This window comes from Exiguobacterium sp. s50 (assembly GCF_018618175.1).
Classification (GTDB): Bacteria; Bacillota; Bacilli; order Exiguobacteriales; family Exiguobacteriaceae; genus Exiguobacterium; species Exiguobacterium chiriqhucha.
This window is the reverse complement of record NZ_JACSLP010000010.1, coordinates 1-14,866: the sequence shown is the minus strand read 5'-3', so window position 1 is coordinate 14,866 and position 14,866 is coordinate 1. Positions and strand designations below refer to the sequence as shown.

Below are 14,866 nucleotides of genomic sequence, written 5' to 3'. Positions count from 1 at the left end.
TGAGCCATTTGCTCAACCCCGATTCAACCGTCCCATCATTATCGTGTCATAGTACTTACCATCGCTCAGGCGTTTGTCATGACGCAATCTGCCTTCCTCTTCAAAGCCGTAACGCTCATAGAGTGCGACGGCTTTTTCATTCGCCTCGATGACGCTCAAATTGATTTTATGAATTCCGTTCGTCTCGGCCCAATCGATTGAAGCGCGCAATAGTGCCGAGCCGAGGCCGAATCCCCAATAGGCTTGCAACACCCCGACGCCGAACTCGACGGCATGCACTTTCCGTTTCAACGAACTGCCTTCGCAACGGGCAAACCCGACAAGGTTTCCATCGACTTCGGCGACTAGGAAGACACGGTTGGCTGTTTCGCGGTCTAGTTGAATGAGTCGTTTGAACGCAGGAGCGTCGAGATAGCCCTCGCCCGGCTCGCGGTCTAAAAATTCGGTTTCGCTGTCGATTTGAAGACGAATCAATTCAAGTCGCTTCGCATCGTTCGTCTCGGCCAGTCGAACGGTACATCGTTGACCCTCTCGGATATACGTGCGTGGTTTCATTGAGGTAGCTCCTCTTTATTGTTGATTGCGTCAAAAAAGCATCCGGGCATTCCCGGATGCAGCTTAACGTTTAAGTAGTAAAGCGACGCCGGTCACGAGAAGTGCGAGTCCGCTAAACAATCGTACTTGGTTGCAAGTCACTATCTTTCACCCCTGTAAGTCATTGTAGTCGTTCATTTTTTGGCGACGCGAAGTTTTGTCCGTTCCATCTCTTTGTAGATTGCAAGGATGTCGTTGCCATAGTTGCCTCTCGGCTGCATCGCCCATTTGCCTTGAAGGGCAGGCCAAGTTGGTGCAGATCCTCGTTTCACGTAACGGAAGCGAGGGTCCACGAGCTTCATGTTCAGTTTGTCTTTCGAAGCGTATGCTTTCAGGTGCTGAATATGGGCCGTGACGCCTTGGAAAGGCGAGCGGAACGTATGACCTTTTACCCCGTTACCGACCGTTCCGATGCCCGCATAATTATGTTGCCTCGGGAGCACGTCACCTTTGTAACTGAAGTAGCCGGTCTCCTTCAACGCTTGCGCGAACGCGACATCGCCACGGACACCTTCTTTTGCTCCGATGACGACGAACAGCTTGGCGAGCTCTTCGACGGTCACACCTTGAAGCCGGACGTTTTTCGGATTTTTCTTTTTGACAAAGTCCGCCATCTGTTGAGGTGTTAATGCTGACGTTCCCATAATAGCACGATTTTCTTTTTTTGACGCAGCTGAAACAGATGGCATCGATATAATCAACGAAAATAGGATTAAAGCAATTCCGATCGAATAAACGAACACGTTTTTCATCCTTGTTCCTCCCTATTCAATAAATAAACTATGCAAATAATACCATATATTAGGCTTTTTAATTATTTCATTTTGATTAAGCGGGAGGAATCATCCAAATTTATGCAACTAAATCGTGAAGTGCTATTTTGTAAGTGGCGAGTTTCCATTCATTCAGGTATTTTTGAAACAGGAAGAATCATCATCAGAAAAAGAAGCGACCGAAACGAAATTAGGAGGAATCGACTTTATGTTCAAAGCGTATCAGTTCCACATTCAACTTCTCGACAGCCCAACACCGGTCTGGCGCCGCTTTAGCATCCCGGCCGAGACGAACTTCAAACGGCTCCATGACGCGATTCAAATCGTTATGTGGTGGGACGACTCTCACTTGGCAAAGTTTGAAAATGATTTACGAAAGCCGACGTTCCGGTTCGTCTTATCTTCAGATGAAGCCGAGGAGCATAAGGCTCGGTTGTCTTACTTCAAGTCTAAGTCGCAATTACAAGCATTCGAACAACAGATTTATGAAATGTATCGGCAATTATCCATTCGCCAGATGAAGAACGTAAAATTGCCGACCGTCATCGAGTCGAATCCGAAACTTTACTATACGTATGACTACGGGGACGACTGGAAGCATAAACTGACGTTAGAGAAAGTCATCGACGACTATCCGTATCCATATCCGATGGTGACAGAATGGGAAGGGGAGACGCCATTCGAAGACGTGGGCGGGATGACTGGAAATCAGATGATTCAAGACATCCTAAACGATACGTCTCATCCGCAACACGAGGAGTATGTGGAAGCGTCTAAAGAAGTACAATTCTATCAAAAGGATAAAATCAATTTCCTATTGCAAGAATATGTGACTGTGAAGAGAGTGAAATGAGAAAAGCGGCGGAGTGAATATCTCTATAAAAACCCCACGATTTAAGGAAACTAAAATCAGTTGGCTTACGTAAATAGAAACGAGGTGATGGGAATGGAGAAACAAGCACGGATGCGTTCGATTCAATCGTATCAAAAAAGATGGATGCCCTTGCACGTATCCGTCGTCATCGCGGTCGGGATGTCGTTTGCGTTATTGGTTATGAATGAGTTTCAAACGGGTTATGGGATCGTCTTCTTAGCGGCGCTCGTCGTGTTGATTTATTTGGAGTGGCGCGAAAGCCAATTCATGCAACGGTTGACAGACGAACCATCCGTCCAGAAGTTCATTCGCCGCACGTATCTCGGCCGCAACGCTGTCTCGTTGTTCGGGGCCATCGGGTTCTGTTTGTTGTTTAAGAACGGATTCCAGTCAAATCTGTTCTTATGGATGATGATTTTCTTTGGTGCGGTCGCGGGCCAAGCGGCGACGACGATGTATTACGAACGCAAGATTCGCCAGCTCGACCCGGAACATCCGAGTCGGCATGACTTGAGTTTTACAAAAGGATAAACAGAAAACAAGCCGCCCTGTTCGAACAGGACGGCTTGTTGTGTTAATTCGCTTTTTTGAGTTCGGATTCTTCTTCCTTGAAGTCGAGCTTGCGTACATCGACTCGTTTTACGAAAAATGCCAGTACAAGCGCAAGTAGGTTCATCCCAAGTGCCACATAGAATGAAACTTGAATTCCTGACAGTAACGCTTGTTGCGTCAACGCGCCCATCGCACTCTCGGTGAGTGTCGCTGGGTCGACGCCGGTCATGAGCGACTCGGCTTCTGTTTTCGTGACAGAGTTCATGATGGTGACGAGGACTGCCGTCCCGATTGCACCGGATACTTGTTGGGCCGTGTTGTTGATGGCCGTTCCGTGCGGGTTGAGACTCGTTGGCAACTGGTTGAGACCGTTAGTCATGATTGGCATCATGACCATCGACATCCCGAACATGCGGAGCGTGTACGTCGTCACGATGTACGTGTACGTCGAATCGAGTTGAACGTTAGCGAGCATATACGTCGAAATCGCTGTGATGGTGAGACCTGTGATCGAGAGCAACTTCGGTCCGAACTTATCGAACAGTTTCCCTGTGATCGGTGACATGATCCCCATGATGATGGCACCCGGTAACAGCATGAGCCCAGAGTCGAGCGGCGAGATGCCGCGGACGCTTTGCACGTAGGCCGGTGTCAAAATCATGCCGGAGAACATGGCGACGGCGTTGACGATTGCGATGATGGAAGCGAGTGCGAACATCGGGTATTTATACGCCCGAAGGTCGAGCAGCGGTTTCTCCATGTTGAGTTGACGGATGACGAAGGCGATTAACGCGACGAATCCGACAATCATCGTCGTCAAGACAATCGGGTTGTCCCAGCCATCCGAACTCGCCGAGCTGACACCGTACAAGACGCCACCAAAACCGAGCGTCGATAAGACGAGTGACAAATAGTCGAGCGATTGATCTTTATTCTGGACCATGACGTTCTCGGCTTTCCAAATGGCGAGACCGAGACCGATGATAGCGAGCGGGAGAATCATCTCAAACAAGACGCGCCAGTCGTAATACTCGACAATGTAACCTGAAAGCGTCGGTCCAATGGCTGGTGCGGAGATCATGACGAGACCGAAAATCCCCATCGCCGTTCCACGTTTTTCACGCGGGAAACTGACGAGCATGACGTTCATGAGGAGTGGCCCCATCGTCGAGGCACCGACCGCTTGAATCATCCGACCGGCGAGCAAGATGCCGAAGTTCGGTGAAAACGCGGCGATGGCCGTCCCGACAGCGAAAATCGCCATCGAGGTGATGAAGAGGCTTCGGTTCGAGAACCGGGTGATCAAGTAGGCCGATGCTGGGACGAGCACACCCGTCACGAGCATGAAGCCGGTCGCGAGCCATTGGACGGTCGAGTAGTCGGCAATCTCCAAATCGACCATGATCGATGGGAGTGCGACGTTAAGTAACGAGTTGTTGAGGAAGGCGATGAACGCCCCGGCAAAGAGGACCGCGAGCATGAGATACGGCGGTTTCTTTTGGAATTCTGGTTTCATACGAGTTGCTCCTTTATGTTCTGAATAGTTATATACTAGTAAGTGTCGATGTCATGATTTTATACCCGTCGTATAAATAAATCAACCATTTTGTACTATCGGTTCAAAATGATATACTGAATCTATAAATGAAACAGAACGGAGCAGGAAATGATATGAAAGATAAGAAACGAAAAGTCGCCGATGTCGCCATGAACCTCTTCATTGAGAACGGGGTCCAACAGACGTCGGTCCAAGAAATCATTGAACGGGCGAACATCTCGAAAGGGACGTTCTACAATTACTTCGCCTCGAAGACGGACTGTGTCGCCAATATCCTTGAGAACTTGCGCTATGACGCCGGCCAGCGCCGCATCGAGATGCAGATGGGGCGGGACAAGCGTGACAAGGACGTCTTTATCGAGCAGATTTCCATCCTCATTCAATTAAATGAAGAGCGGAACCTCCACGCCTTATTTGAGTCGATCATGTCGGCGAATGAGCCCGAGCTGAAGAAGCTCGTCTTGCAGCACCGTGTTTATGAGATCGAGTGGCTCGCCATGCGCTTGACCGAGATTATCGGTGAGGAGATTCGTCCGTACTCGGTCGAGTTGACCGTGCTCTTCAATGGGATGTTGCAACACATCTTGTTCACGCTCCGCATCACGAACACGGCCTATTCGATTCAGAAACTGATTCGTAACTTATACGCCTACGTCGAGCTGATGGCGGCCCGTATGGTCGAGACGAACGAGCATATTTTAAATCCGGTCACAGTCGATCAGATGCGTGGTACGACTGATAAAAACCTCGTCACAAAAGACGAACTGATTGAGATGGCGGAACGGATTCGCGCACACGTCAAGATGACCGAAGAACAAGCGGATTTGTTTGAGGCAATCACGTATGAGTTGCATCAAGACCGGCTTCGTAAAATTGTCATCGAGCAATTGCTCAAGCCGTTCCAACGTCTGTTCAAAGGAGTGACGGGGGAGACCGAAGTTCAGAAATTTACGAATCTCGTTTGGCTGTATACACGGACACACTAACGACAAAAAAAGATTGGTTGCTGTAATATAGAAGAAACACGGTACGAAAATAAATCTCAAAATATTCCACGAAAAAGAATTGATTCCTACAAATTCATGCGCTACAATCAAATTACCGAAAGCGCTTTCGGGAAGAGGAGAATGACATGGGTACGATTTATGATTTAGCAAAAATAACCGGCTTTTCGATTACGACCGTCTCCAAAGCGTTGAACAACTACAAGGACGTCAGCGAAAAGACGAGAGCCAAAATATTACAAGCCGCGGCTGAGATGGACTATCTGCCGAACGCGCACGCGCAGTCGTTATCGACGAAAAAGTCGTGGGCGATCGGGGTCATGTTCTCAGAAGCGAATGAAGTCGGAATGAAACATCCGTTCTTTAACGGCATCATCGAAAGTTTCCGTCACGCGACCGAGGAGCACGGCTATGATTTGATTTTCGCCTCGCGTAACCTCCGGAATCGTGACATGAGTTACCTCGAACACTTCAAACATCGAGCGGTCGACGGCATCGTCGTCATTTGCTCGGACCGGATGGACGAACAAGTACAAGAACTCATGCAAAGCGACATCCCAATTGTCGTGGTCGACATGGACAGCGCCAACTGTAGCGTCGTCTACTCGGACAATACGGAAGGTGCCCGCATGGCTGTGAACTACTTGTATGAGTTAGGCCATCGCCACATCGCTCACATCGCCGGAGATACGTCGATTGACGCTGGGGCGGCCCGGGTGAAAGGGTACGAGCTCGCCATGCAAACGCTCGACTTGCCGATTCAGCCAGGATACTTGGTCAACGCCGGGTTCTTCTCGGTCGAAGAAGGCAAGCAGGCGATGGAGAAGTTGTTACAATTGGCGTCACCGCCGACGGCTGTCTTTGTGGCAGGCGATCAAATGGCAATCGGGGCAATCGAAGCCGTCCATGAACACGGTCTCCGGGTCCCGGAAGACATCTCGATTATCGGCTACGATGACATCGAGATGATCAAGTACATCACGCCGAAACTGACGACAATCCGGCAAGACACGGACGAAATCGGAGAGGCGGCGGCCGAGCTGCTCATCGAGCAGATGACAGCCAAAGAACGACGGACTGAACGTCGCGTCATCCCGGTCACATTGATTGAACGGGCATCGTGCGCGCCAGTCAAAAAGTAAACAAGTCACGATGATGTTTCGAAGTCGCTCTGTTCGCTTCAGCGGAATGGAGAGAAGAGAGCGATTTCGAAAATCATTCACCCCAAATCGAAACCGCTTTCGATATTTTATTTCGATTCTTTCGAAAGCGCTTTCGAAAATTATTTGCCTCTTCTTGTAAACGCTTTCTCAAAAACACTTATAAAGGATGGTTCACACATGCGTAAAAAATTAGTTAGCTTACTCTCTATCGGAGCACTATCAGTCGGTGTCTTGGGCGCATGCTCAAATGACGAAGGGTCTTCAGAATCGTCAAACGGCAAAGACGACGTACTTAAAGTTTGGTCGTTCACGGATGAGCTCAAAGAACCAATCAAAACATACGAAGAGAAGAACGGCGTCAAGGTCGAATTGACCATCGTTCCAATCGCGGACTATCCGACAAAACTTAAGCCGGCACTTGAAAGCGGCGTTGGGGCACCGGACGTCTTCACAGGCGAAATCGCGTTCCTCAAGCAATGGGTTGACGCAGGCTACTGGGAAAACCTTTCAGACGAGCCTTACAACGTCAATGAAATCTCAGACGACTACATCCCTTACGTCTTCGACCTCGGGAAAGACAAAGATGGCAACGTGCGCGCTCTCTCATGGCAAACGACACCAGGTGGCGTCTACTACAAACGTAGTTTAGCGAAAGAAGTCCTCGGTACGGACGATCCGACTGAAATCGGCAACATGATGAGCTCGATGGACGGCGTCTTCGAAGTTGCTGAGAAGATGAAGCAAAAAGGCTACAAGATGTTCCCAGACGAAGGCGCGATCCGTTGGTTCTCACAAGGCGCGAACCCAGAAGCATGGGTAAACGACAAGAACGAACTCGTGTTGACAGAAGACAAGATCAACTACATGGACTACGCGAAAGAACTTCGTGAGAAACAATACACGGCACTCGCTCCAGAATGGTCACCATCTTGGTTCGAAGGCATGTCGAAGCCAATCAAAGTTAAAGAAGGCGGCAAAGAGACAGAGACACAAGTCTTCTCTTACGTCCTCCCAACATGGGGTCTTCACAGCGTCTTGAAAGACAGCGCGAAATGGTACGCAGGCGTCATCGCGGACCAGAAAGCCAAACACGCGGATAGCGTCGAGGCGTAAGCTGGATCCATCCCTGCCGCTACAGGGGTGGATTTTTTGTGTGGAACCGATTCAAGCGGGGAACGTATGAAGTATGGAGAGGAGGACGGATGATGGAGTCACACCATAGAACGGATCAAGAGCGGGAACAGGGTAAGACGACCACGCTTATGATGATGTCGTTGCTGTGCTGGTTCATGTACGGTTTGCTCTATGGGTTTGTCTATTCGAATGTCCTCATGATCTTTATTGTGTTGTTCTCTTCTTTTTTAGGCGTGAGAGGACTGATGGAACGGGACAAACGGATTGAACGGGAACGGGAAATTTGTGATCTCGGTGTGGAGATTGATTCGGAAGAAGGGGAGATGTTGATGAAACGTGAATATGCGACGTACGAAGTGACAGGCTATGACGACAAAGGAAAAATCAAGTTCATTCACTTGAAGGAAGGCGAGTTCGTATTGCCGGTCGAGATCAAAGGCGACGACTTGACGAAAATCAAGAAGATGATGGAGCTCAACCCAGGAGTGACGGTCATCGTCCACGCAGCGGTGGATCAGAAACGGATGCGTCTACAGGAGATTGACGGTTATTCGCTCAGGAAGGACGGATAACGATGCCCATCGCCAAACTGATGTCACGAGATGAGTCATGTGATGTAACGATTGAAAGCTACGCCTATGCCTATCCGGACGCCGACAACATCCATGACGCGGCCTGGCATCGCAACTGGGTCGGGCTTCATACGCCGGACCATCGCATCACATTCGATGACGTCATGCTCGACAGCCTGCTCGTGGCTCACTACATACCAATGTTCGAGTCATTCGTAGCGGGCGACGTATCCGAAGTTGAGTTTGAGCCGACCGAACCGTTCGTCAGCTTGAAGGTGACGAGAAGGGACGGGGATGGGGATGAGGTCATGGTAAAGGGATATCTCGAACATCCGCTTGAAGGAGAGTCTGAGGAGCTTGCGTTCACGTTTGAGACGTCTGTGAGCAATGTGACGCGTTTTTTGGAAGGGTTACATGCCATCGCCGACGCGTACCCGATTCGTGATCTGTAATCGAAAGCAGCCACCGCTACGAATAGGCTGGCTGCTTGTTAATGAATGATTTCTTTTCTAGCTTGAACGCCAGCTGCGAACAGACAGACGACTCCTAGCACGAACGGGATGACAGACTCTAGGGCGATACCGGCAAGGAACGAGGCGCTCATCAGTGAGCAGAACGCGACCGTATAATGTCGTTTCATCTATGTACCAACTCTCATACTCATTTTCCTAAATATAACAGCCCTTCTCATCGCTGAGAAGGGCTGTCGTTATTTGCTTAGGCTGACGCTTTGTCTGCGTCTTCTTGTGCTTTCAACTCTTCACCGTACGAGACGCGGTCTTGCATGCGGACGAACGGGAGGTAGACGGCTACGGCCATCGCGATTGTAACGATTTGCAAGAGCGCTGCACGCCATCCGCCGATTAAGAAACCAGAGATAATCGGTGGTGTCGTCCATGGCACTTGAAGTGCGTTGAACAGGTCGACCCAGCCCCAAAGGATTGAGAAGTACACCATGAACGATGCGATGGCAGGAACGATAACGAACGGTACGAACATGATCGGGTTGAACACGATCGGCATCCCGAAGATGACCGGCTCGTTGATGTTGAAGAGACTTGGTGCAAGCGAGAGCTTACCGAGTTGCTTCAAGTGAGCCGAGCGGGCGACGATGAGTGTTGCGATAATGAACCCGATTGTGATGCCTGATCCACCGAGCTTCGTGAACACGTCGAGGAACTGGATTGTAACGATTTTCGCGTTCTCACCGGCAAGGAGTGTTTCACCCGCATCGAGGAGTGCTTGGTTTTGAAGCGCGTTAGCTGTAAGGAGTGGTCCCTTAATCCCCATGAGGATGGCAGCACCGTGAATTCCACACCACCACATGACTGACATGAGCACCACGATGATGACGGCTCCGGCAAGTGTGTCTGTCAAGTTTTGAAGTGGTGCTTGAAGCACGTCATAGACGACTTCTGTGAACGTACGCTCGGCAACCGCTTTCATTTTTTCGACTAACATATTTGTTGACATACCTGCTGCGCAGAAGAGTCCGATTTTCATCATTTTTGATCCATTCCTTTCAATTGGTTGATTTCGTTTTGCATGTTCATCATATAGCCGAGCATCTCTTTGACGAGGATCGTGTTTATTAAGTGGTCTTGCGCGTGCACCATGAGGACTCCGACCGTAGCCGTTTTCCTTTGTGCCTCGAGTGTGACGAATTTCGTCTGGATGGCGTGTGCTTCTTTTAATGTCGCGTCACCAGCTTTGACCGCTTCAGCCGCTTCTTCTGCTTTGCCTTCTTGCATCAACAGCATCGCATGATGGTAGCTTGCTTTCGCGTCGCCTGAAAGGGCGATTAAACCGAAGATATCTTCGGGAGTAATTTCGATTGTTTCAGAAACCATAGTATCTCTCCTTTTTGTATGGATAATCAAAATTCATAGGTACAAATTATACAAGATGATAGTAGTACGATACTGCTTACATGTAAGCCCTTTCTTTTGTCCGAAATGCGAACATAAAAAAACGCACACGAGAACAATCTCTCGAGCGCGTTTAGGACTTGATGTTTGAGACTTTGAGCATCTTCACATGGCGGAAATGATGTGTCGAGCGCGATACGTCGAAGATTTGACCGTTCGTCAAATAGACGGTGTTGTCGACGAGGAGGGCCGGATCGTTTTCGTTCAACCCGAGTAGTTTGGCATCTTCTGCGTTCAAAAAGTCGGCGTAAATGACACGATCGGCGAAACCGATGGCGAGTTTTTGGTCGTTGCGGAAGTAGTTGTAAATCGACTTCTCGGTGATGTTCCGATCGAGATAGACGACAAGGTCTTTCCGGAAATACGAATCCTCGACCGAGAACGGATGGTCATCGACGAGACGAAGGCGTTTGACGTAATAGACGGGTGTGCCGATATCACACTTCATCCGCTCGGCCACTTCATCGTTCGCTGTCGTCAATTCGAAATCTAGGACGCACGTCTCGACTTTCCGTCTACTGAAGTCACTCGTGAGACCTTGCAACTTCTCGAGGTTCACATAATCGCTCATATAATGGTCACGGACGAAGACACCGCTCCCTTGCACTTGATAGACGTAGCCTTTATTGACAAGAATCTCAATCGCTTTTCGGATCGTGTTGCGGCTGACGCCGTATTTCGTGGCGTATTCTTCCTCGGTGAGGAGCTTGTTCGTATGTTGATAGACGTGATTCATAATATCCGTCTCAATCTGTTCAGCGACTTGCTTATACTTTGGACCCATGACTTTCTGCACCTTTCGCAACAAAATTTGTAGGTATGAATACGCTATCAGTATATTAGAAATTATAGATTGATGGACGACAATCCTTCGGCATTTGTTGAAAAACGTCGAACGATTGTGAAGAGAATCCTTGAAAATGGCGAAACGAATTTGAAAGGGTTTCGTATAGAAAAGGAGAAGAGTTGAGGAGGAGATGGATATGGCACAATCAGTTCGAATGGAACGAGAACGAGAATGGAAGCAACGGCATACACGCATCGGGTACGTCTTATTAACGGTCGTCATCCTGACGTTCGCGTTGATGTTCGTTGGACAGACGACGTGGATGACTGTCCCGCTCGGTCTCGTCGGAATCGCCCTGCTCGTCTCGGACGTGGCGAAATATCGGATGAGACGGTCGTTTCTGGTCAATCCTGTCGCCAAAAAGATGCTCCGCTGGCAATTAGGATACGAACTCGTAAATACGAGTGTGCTTGTCATCATGGTCGGTGGGCTATTGATCTTTAGTCGAGACAACCTCTATTGGGCGTTCGCTGTCGTCATCTGGGGAATCATGGCCGAGATTGTGTCGCGCCGTTTGAACGGGACACTACAAGAATATGACCCAATCTTACGCGCCCTCGAGTTGGAGGAAGCACGATGAAGGAACGGATCGAACAGGAACGGGCGTGGTTTCGTTCGTTTCAACAACTCATCTTTGGGATTGTCGGTGTCTTGTTGACTGTCGTCTTTCCAGTTATAGCATGGACGGATCATCTGTTTTGGGGAATTCTCTATATCGGACTAGCGCTCGTTCCCGTCAATGTTATGTATATTCGACGGTCCCGGATGCGGCGGACATTGAATCCGAAATTGTCGCATCTCTATCGCCGACAGGTCGGAAGTGACTGCTTCAATACGATTGCCTTCTTTATCGCTTTAAATGGTGGTGAGTTGTTTGAGTCGAACGTTCTGTATCTAGGTGGGCTGCTCATGCTTATAGTAGCAGGGTTGTTGACGATACGAATCGAAAAGCGGATGAAAGAAGAGGATGTGTGGCTTCCTACATACGAACAGCTTAGGGGGTGAGCGGATGGAATATTCTATTCAAAAAGAAGTCCAATCGATTAAACGAATTCAACGCTTTGGGGGCGCGGTTCTGGGCATCTACATTCTATTAATGATTGTTGCGCTTCTATTCGAAAAGATGTTATTGATTCCTTTAATGTGGACCATCGCCGTGTTCCTTATTTTCATGGGGCATAAACAATACCGTCTCCTTCGCTATGTCTCGACGCACTCAAAAAGCTTACAGTGGCTAAAGGTCGAATATGCGGACACTTGGATTAGCGCGATGTTGATGGGAACGTTTATGACGACCTTGCTCACAACGGAGTCGCTTGGATTTGGGATTGGACTTCTATTTGGGATTTGGGGTTTAACTGAAAATCATCGGAAACGATTCATTGAACGTCAGTTGAAAAAGCATGATCCTCATGCACCGACGTATGAAGAATTGATGGAAAGGATGAGCTAAATGGAACTGTCACCACAATCAAAACAACAGATTGATACGATTCTCCGGTTTGAGAAGTGGACGAGTTGGGGTTTCGGTATAACTGTCTTCTCAGCGGTCGTTGGGATGTTAATTTACGCATCGTACTGGGACATGCCCGAGTCACTTATCCTTGTGCTCTTAGTGTCGGTTTTCGCTCTGATGATTAGCATCGAAACGACTCGATTTCTCATGTGGCGTCGGTTCGTGAAAAATGGACAGGCACGGAAATTGCTTACGCTCCGGTATACGATTTATTTGATTGGGGTTAGCGCAATCGGATACTACGGGATTGTCGTATTCTATGAGACGCCACAACCGCAGTCATTTCAGGCGTTCTTGTTGTCGCAAGCCTTTTTCTGGGGAGCTGCCTTTTTCGGGAAGTGGCTCGATCGCATCATCCAAAAGCATGACGGCCATTATTTGACGGGGGAGGATTTAAAACTGATTCGGGAAGCGCGCGACATCGAGAAGGAGCAAGGTCATGGATAAACGGAGCCAAATGCGTGAATTGACGGCGTTCGACCAGAGAAAGCATTCCACACAAGTGTTCTTGTCAGCGGTGTTGGCCGCACTTCTATTTTTCTCATTAGAGTATAATTGGCTATCACCCATGACAGTCATATTTCTCAGTATCGCAGCGGGTCTTCCCGATTTTCGTAAGATGTGGCAACGCGAGAATATTAAAAAACAATTTTTGAAGTCGGATGCAGCAAAGCGGCTCATCCATCTTAACTCCATCTTTGGGCTCGTGACGCTACCATTCTTCCTAGTGTGGATTTACGCATTGCTCACGGATTGGATTTCACTTCAAGCGTTCGCTTTGATTGGGCTAGGAGCTTACATGCTCGCCATTCTTGAGCATCGTCTTTATGAGCGGCATATGGCTCAGCTCGACGAGCACTACGTCACGGAAGCCGAATTGCGAGAAGAACAAAAGTGGGGGAGCGCTTAGGCGCTTCCTCTTATATGTTAAGGAGGATAATGATGAATCGGAAAGTATGGATCATTTCAGGTCCGGCTGGTGTCGGAAAGTCGACGACGGCGAGATGGCTCGCTCAAAGCATGGAGAAGAGTGCATACGTGTCAGGCGATGACATCAGTCATATGACGGTGTCCGGTCGTGAAAGACCGTGGGAGACCGAGCGGGCAAACGATTTGGTTTGGAAGAATATCGTCGCGTTGACTGATAATTTTCTTGAGGCGGGATATGACGTCGTCGTGGACTGGGTCGCCTTTTGGCAAGACGTGAAGCGTTACACGGCTCACTTGATTGAACAAGGTGTCGAAGTGCGCTACGTCATCTTATGGGCGGAGCAAGACGTTCACATCCAACGCGATCAGCATAGGCCGAGCGATGCGCAGATGGGGGAGCGGGTCATCATATTGCGGAACGAGTTTCTAAGTTCGGGTGCACCGGACCGTTACTATTTAGACAACACGGTCGGTGAGTTGAGCGAAACGATTCAACAGCTTCAAGAAAGCGAACAATTCGTGCTGACAGATTTGCAACAGAGTGGAGCCAGTACATGAGGATTGCGACGTTCAACCTCTGGAACAATCCGACATTATGGTCGGAGCGGATCGAGTCCATCTGTGCCACAGTGAAGATGATTAACGCCGATGTGCTGGCGCTTCAAGAAGTCAAAACGCATGTGGAAGGGGAGAAAGGCATCAGTGTAGCCGAGCAGATTGCCCACGAAACGGGCTATCCGTTTTGCGTGTTTCTCGCCTATCCGGATTCACCCGGTGAAGGGCTCGCTGTCTTAAGTAATATTCCGCTCGATACGAATGATGCGATTTGGCACCACGAGGTAGAAGAAGAGAACTACTGTGCGATGCGAGTGACGTTTCAAGCAGGAGGTCACGCGTTCGGATTGACGAACGTCCATCTGAATTGGAGGTCGCCGGTCATTCGGGAAGCGCAAGTGCGAGCGGTCCGCGAGTGGATCGGTGAGGGAGAACGTTACGAGCTATTATGTGGTGACTTCAATGACAATCCGCAGTCGGAGATTTATCGTGATTTGACCGCACATCGTTGGATCGATGTCGCCACATGTGATCGTGGAGGGGATGAGCCGACGCTGGATTATGTACACAATCCGTATTTGAAACAGGATGCCTTGCTGAAACGACCGTCGCGTTATGATTGGATGTTATTGCGTCACGACGAAGGAAACGTCCCGCTCATCTCGAGCGTGGACGTGTTTGGGAAGACGTCCGATTCAATCACCGACATGCTGCCGAGTGATCACTATGGAGTCTTACTCGATCTCGACATCTCTTAAAAAAGGGGGAACGCTTAGTTAATCTGTACCCCATGTAAAGGACATTAATAAAAAAACTTATGCTGCTTCAAGGAGATGATTCCTGTACTGTACGGGAGTCATCTTTTT

21 protein-coding genes are annotated in these 14,866 nt (G+C 49.1%); 14 read left to right on the top strand and 7 right to left on the bottom strand.

What is annotated here, in order from left to right; all coding sequences use genetic code 11:
- Positions 1–12 precede the first annotated feature (12 nt).
- Together KNP68_RS12910 and KNP68_RS12905 are read right to left on the bottom strand one after the other, a co-directional pair.
- Positions 13–555, bottom strand: a complete 543-nt coding sequence (locus tag KNP68_RS12910) for a GNAT family N-acetyltransferase (RefSeq protein ID WP_214799828.1) — start codon at positions 553–555, stop codon at positions 13–15.
- Between the two features lie 173 nt (positions 556–728).
- Positions 729–1,238 carry a glucosaminidase domain-containing protein gene (locus KNP68_RS12905; RefSeq protein ID WP_251128757.1) on the bottom strand — a complete coding sequence of 170 codons (510 nt, stop codon included), beginning with the start codon at positions 1,236–1,238 and terminating at the stop codon, positions 729–731.
- A 337-nt stretch (positions 1,239–1,575) separates the two neighbouring features.
- Here KNP68_RS12905 and KNP68_RS12900 point away from each other — a divergent pair, with 337 nt between their 5' ends.
- Together KNP68_RS12900 and KNP68_RS12895 are read left to right on the top strand one after the other, a co-directional pair.
- Positions 1,576–2,220: a plasmid pRiA4b ORF-3 family protein gene (locus KNP68_RS12900; RefSeq protein WP_214756886.1), complete on the top strand. Its 645-nt coding sequence runs from the start codon at positions 1,576–1,578 to the stop codon at positions 2,218–2,220.
- A gap of 93 nt (positions 2,221–2,313) precedes the next feature.
- Positions 2,314–2,772, top strand: a complete 459-nt coding sequence (locus KNP68_RS12895; protein WP_029596155.1) for a hypothetical protein — start codon at positions 2,314–2,316, stop codon at positions 2,770–2,772.
- 43 nt (positions 2,773–2,815) lie between these two features.
- On the opposite strand, the gene KNP68_RS12890 is transcribed toward KNP68_RS12895, so the two are convergent.
- Complete coding sequence (locus KNP68_RS12890) at positions 2,816–4,309, bottom strand: DHA2 family efflux MFS transporter permease subunit (RefSeq protein WP_214756888.1); 1,494 nt, start codon at positions 4,307–4,309, stop codon at positions 2,816–2,818.
- 155 nt (positions 4,310–4,464) lie between these two features.
- On the opposite strand from KNP68_RS12890, the gene KNP68_RS12885 reads away from it, so the two are divergent.
- The 5 genes from KNP68_RS12885 to KNP68_RS12865 all read left to right on the top strand — a co-directional run bounded on the left by KNP68_RS12885 (position 4,465) and on the right by KNP68_RS12865 (position 8,676).
- Positions 4,465–5,337 carry a TetR/AcrR family transcriptional regulator gene (locus KNP68_RS12885; RefSeq protein ID WP_021065313.1) on the top strand — a complete coding sequence of 291 codons (873 nt, stop codon included), beginning with the start codon at positions 4,465–4,467 and terminating at the stop codon, positions 5,335–5,337.
- Between the two features lie 146 nt (positions 5,338–5,483).
- The gene (locus KNP68_RS12880; protein WP_214799826.1) at positions 5,484–6,497 is read left to right on the top strand and encodes a LacI family DNA-binding transcriptional regulator; all 1,014 of its coding nucleotides are present in this window, start codon (positions 5,484–5,486) and stop codon (positions 6,495–6,497) included.
- A 198-nt stretch (positions 6,498–6,695) separates the two neighbouring features.
- Positions 6,696–7,631 carry an ABC transporter substrate-binding protein gene (locus tag KNP68_RS12875; RefSeq protein ID WP_251131512.1) on the top strand — a complete coding sequence of 312 codons (936 nt, stop codon included), beginning with the start codon at positions 6,696–6,698 and terminating at the stop codon, positions 7,629–7,631.
- A 92-nt stretch (positions 7,632–7,723) separates the two neighbouring features.
- A complete protein-coding gene (locus KNP68_RS12870) occupies positions 7,724–8,224 on the top strand; it encodes a hypothetical protein (protein WP_214799825.1) in 501 nt (166 codons plus the stop codon).
- A 2-nt stretch (positions 8,225–8,226) separates the two neighbouring features.
- On the top strand, positions 8,227–8,676 hold the full coding sequence (locus tag KNP68_RS12865; RefSeq protein ID WP_214799824.1) for a WapI family immunity protein: 450 nt from the start codon (positions 8,227–8,229) through the stop codon (positions 8,674–8,676).
- A gap of 38 nt (positions 8,677–8,714) precedes the next feature.
- On the opposite strand, the gene KNP68_RS12860 is transcribed toward KNP68_RS12865, so the two are convergent.
- The 4 genes from KNP68_RS12860 to KNP68_RS12845 all read right to left on the bottom strand — a co-directional run bounded on the left by KNP68_RS12860 (position 8,715) and on the right by KNP68_RS12845 (position 10,936).
- Complete coding sequence (locus KNP68_RS12860) at positions 8,715–8,864, bottom strand: hypothetical protein (RefSeq protein ID WP_214799823.1); 150 nt, start codon at positions 8,862–8,864, stop codon at positions 8,715–8,717.
- A gap of 77 nt (positions 8,865–8,941) precedes the next feature.
- The gene (locus tag KNP68_RS12855) at positions 8,942–9,685 is read right to left on the bottom strand and encodes a PTS sugar transporter subunit IIC (protein ID WP_251131511.1); all 744 of its coding nucleotides are present in this window, start codon (positions 9,683–9,685) and stop codon (positions 8,942–8,944) included.
- A 41-nt stretch (positions 9,686–9,726) separates the two neighbouring features.
- The gene (locus tag KNP68_RS12850; protein WP_214799822.1) at positions 9,727–10,074 is read right to left on the bottom strand and encodes a PTS lactose/cellobiose transporter subunit IIA; all 348 of its coding nucleotides are present in this window, start codon (positions 10,072–10,074) and stop codon (positions 9,727–9,729) included.
- A gap of 151 nt (positions 10,075–10,225) precedes the next feature.
- On the bottom strand, positions 10,226–10,936 hold the full coding sequence (locus KNP68_RS12845) for a GntR family transcriptional regulator (RefSeq protein WP_214799821.1): 711 nt from the start codon (positions 10,934–10,936) through the stop codon (positions 10,226–10,228).
- A 199-nt stretch (positions 10,937–11,135) separates the two neighbouring features.
- Here KNP68_RS12845 and KNP68_RS12840 point away from each other — a divergent pair, with 199 nt between their 5' ends.
- The 7 genes from KNP68_RS12840 to KNP68_RS12810 are packed head-to-tail and all read left to right on the top strand — an operon-like array spanning position 11,136 to position 14,758.
- Positions 11,136–11,579, top strand: coding sequence for a hypothetical protein (locus KNP68_RS12840; RefSeq protein WP_214799820.1), 444 nt, complete (start codon positions 11,136–11,138; stop codon positions 11,577–11,579).
- Positions 11,576–12,004, top strand: coding sequence for a hypothetical protein (locus KNP68_RS12835; protein ID WP_214799819.1), 429 nt, complete (start codon positions 11,576–11,578; stop codon positions 12,002–12,004). The genes KNP68_RS12840 and KNP68_RS12835 overlap by 4 nt, the downstream gene beginning before the upstream one ends.
- Positions 12,005–12,008: 4 nt before the next feature.
- Positions 12,009–12,452 (top strand): hypothetical protein, encoded by a 444-nt coding sequence (locus tag KNP68_RS12830; protein ID WP_214799818.1) that lies wholly within the window; start codon positions 12,009–12,011, stop codon positions 12,450–12,452.
- Entirely contained in the window at positions 12,453–12,962 is a 510-nt protein-coding gene (locus KNP68_RS12825) for a hypothetical protein (RefSeq protein ID WP_214799816.1), read from the top strand.
- Complete coding sequence (locus tag KNP68_RS12820; RefSeq protein WP_021065295.1) at positions 12,955–13,425, top strand: hypothetical protein; 471 nt, start codon at positions 12,955–12,957, stop codon at positions 13,423–13,425. Before KNP68_RS12825 ends, KNP68_RS12820 begins: the two co-directional genes overlap by 8 nt.
- Before the next feature lie 32 nt (positions 13,426–13,457).
- Positions 13,458–14,003 carry a P-loop nucleotide/nucleoside kinase family protein gene (locus KNP68_RS12815; protein ID WP_214799814.1) on the top strand — a complete coding sequence of 182 codons (546 nt, stop codon included), beginning with the start codon at positions 13,458–13,460 and terminating at the stop codon, positions 14,001–14,003.
- Complete coding sequence (locus KNP68_RS12810) at positions 14,000–14,758, top strand: endonuclease/exonuclease/phosphatase family protein (protein WP_214799812.1); 759 nt, start codon at positions 14,000–14,002, stop codon at positions 14,756–14,758. Before KNP68_RS12815 ends, KNP68_RS12810 begins: the two co-directional genes overlap by 4 nt.
- Positions 14,759–14,866 lie beyond the last annotated feature (108 nt).

Bases quoted from the DNA above. Each gene is read 5' to 3' on its own strand.
- KNP68_RS12910 (WP_214799828.1), bottom strand. From the start codon at position 555: ATGAAACCACGCACGTATATCCGAGAGGGTCAACGATGTACCGTTCGA.
- KNP68_RS12905 (WP_251128757.1), bottom strand. From the start codon at position 1,238: ATGGGAACGTCAGCATTAACACCTCAACAGATGGCGGACTTTGTCAAA.
- KNP68_RS12900 (WP_214756886.1), top strand. From the start codon at position 1,576: ATGTTCAAAGCGTATCAGTTCCACATTCAACTTCTCGACAGCCCAACA.
- KNP68_RS12895 (WP_029596155.1), top strand. From the start codon at position 2,314: ATGGAGAAACAAGCACGGATGCGTTCGATTCAATCGTATCAAAAAAGA.
- KNP68_RS12890 (WP_214756888.1), bottom strand. From the start codon at position 4,309: ATGAAACCAGAATTCCAAAAGAAACCGCCGTATCTCATGCTCGCGGTC.
- KNP68_RS12885 (WP_021065313.1), top strand. From the start codon at position 4,465: ATGAAAGATAAGAAACGAAAAGTCGCCGATGTCGCCATGAACCTCTTC.
- KNP68_RS12880 (WP_214799826.1), top strand. From the start codon at position 5,484: ATGGGTACGATTTATGATTTAGCAAAAATAACCGGCTTTTCGATTACG.
- KNP68_RS12875 (WP_251131512.1), top strand. From the start codon at position 6,696: ATGCGTAAAAAATTAGTTAGCTTACTCTCTATCGGAGCACTATCAGTC.
- KNP68_RS12870 (WP_214799825.1), top strand. From the start codon at position 7,724: ATGGAGTCACACCATAGAACGGATCAAGAGCGGGAACAGGGTAAGACG.
- KNP68_RS12865 (WP_214799824.1), top strand. From the start codon at position 8,227: ATGCCCATCGCCAAACTGATGTCACGAGATGAGTCATGTGATGTAACG.
- KNP68_RS12860 (WP_214799823.1), bottom strand. From the start codon at position 8,864: ATGAAACGACATTATACGGTCGCGTTCTGCTCACTGATGAGCGCCTCG.
- KNP68_RS12855 (WP_251131511.1), bottom strand. From the start codon at position 9,685: ATGTTAGTCGAAAAAATGAAAGCGGTTGCCGAGCGTACGTTCACAGAA.
- KNP68_RS12850 (WP_214799822.1), bottom strand. From the start codon at position 10,074: ATGGTTTCTGAAACAATCGAAATTACTCCCGAAGATATCTTCGGTTTA.
- KNP68_RS12845 (WP_214799821.1), bottom strand. From the start codon at position 10,936: ATGGGTCCAAAGTATAAGCAAGTCGCTGAACAGATTGAGACGGATATT.
- KNP68_RS12840 (WP_214799820.1), top strand. From the start codon at position 11,136: ATGGCACAATCAGTTCGAATGGAACGAGAACGAGAATGGAAGCAACGG.
- KNP68_RS12835 (WP_214799819.1), top strand. From the start codon at position 11,576: ATGAAGGAACGGATCGAACAGGAACGGGCGTGGTTTCGTTCGTTTCAA.
- KNP68_RS12830 (WP_214799818.1), top strand. From the start codon at position 12,009: ATGGAATATTCTATTCAAAAAGAAGTCCAATCGATTAAACGAATTCAA.
- KNP68_RS12825 (WP_214799816.1), top strand. From the start codon at position 12,453: ATGGAACTGTCACCACAATCAAAACAACAGATTGATACGATTCTCCGG.
- KNP68_RS12820 (WP_021065295.1), top strand. From the start codon at position 12,955: ATGGATAAACGGAGCCAAATGCGTGAATTGACGGCGTTCGACCAGAGA.
- KNP68_RS12815 (WP_214799814.1), top strand. From the start codon at position 13,458: ATGAATCGGAAAGTATGGATCATTTCAGGTCCGGCTGGTGTCGGAAAG.
- KNP68_RS12810 (WP_214799812.1), top strand. From the start codon at position 14,000: ATGAGGATTGCGACGTTCAACCTCTGGAACAATCCGACATTATGGTCG.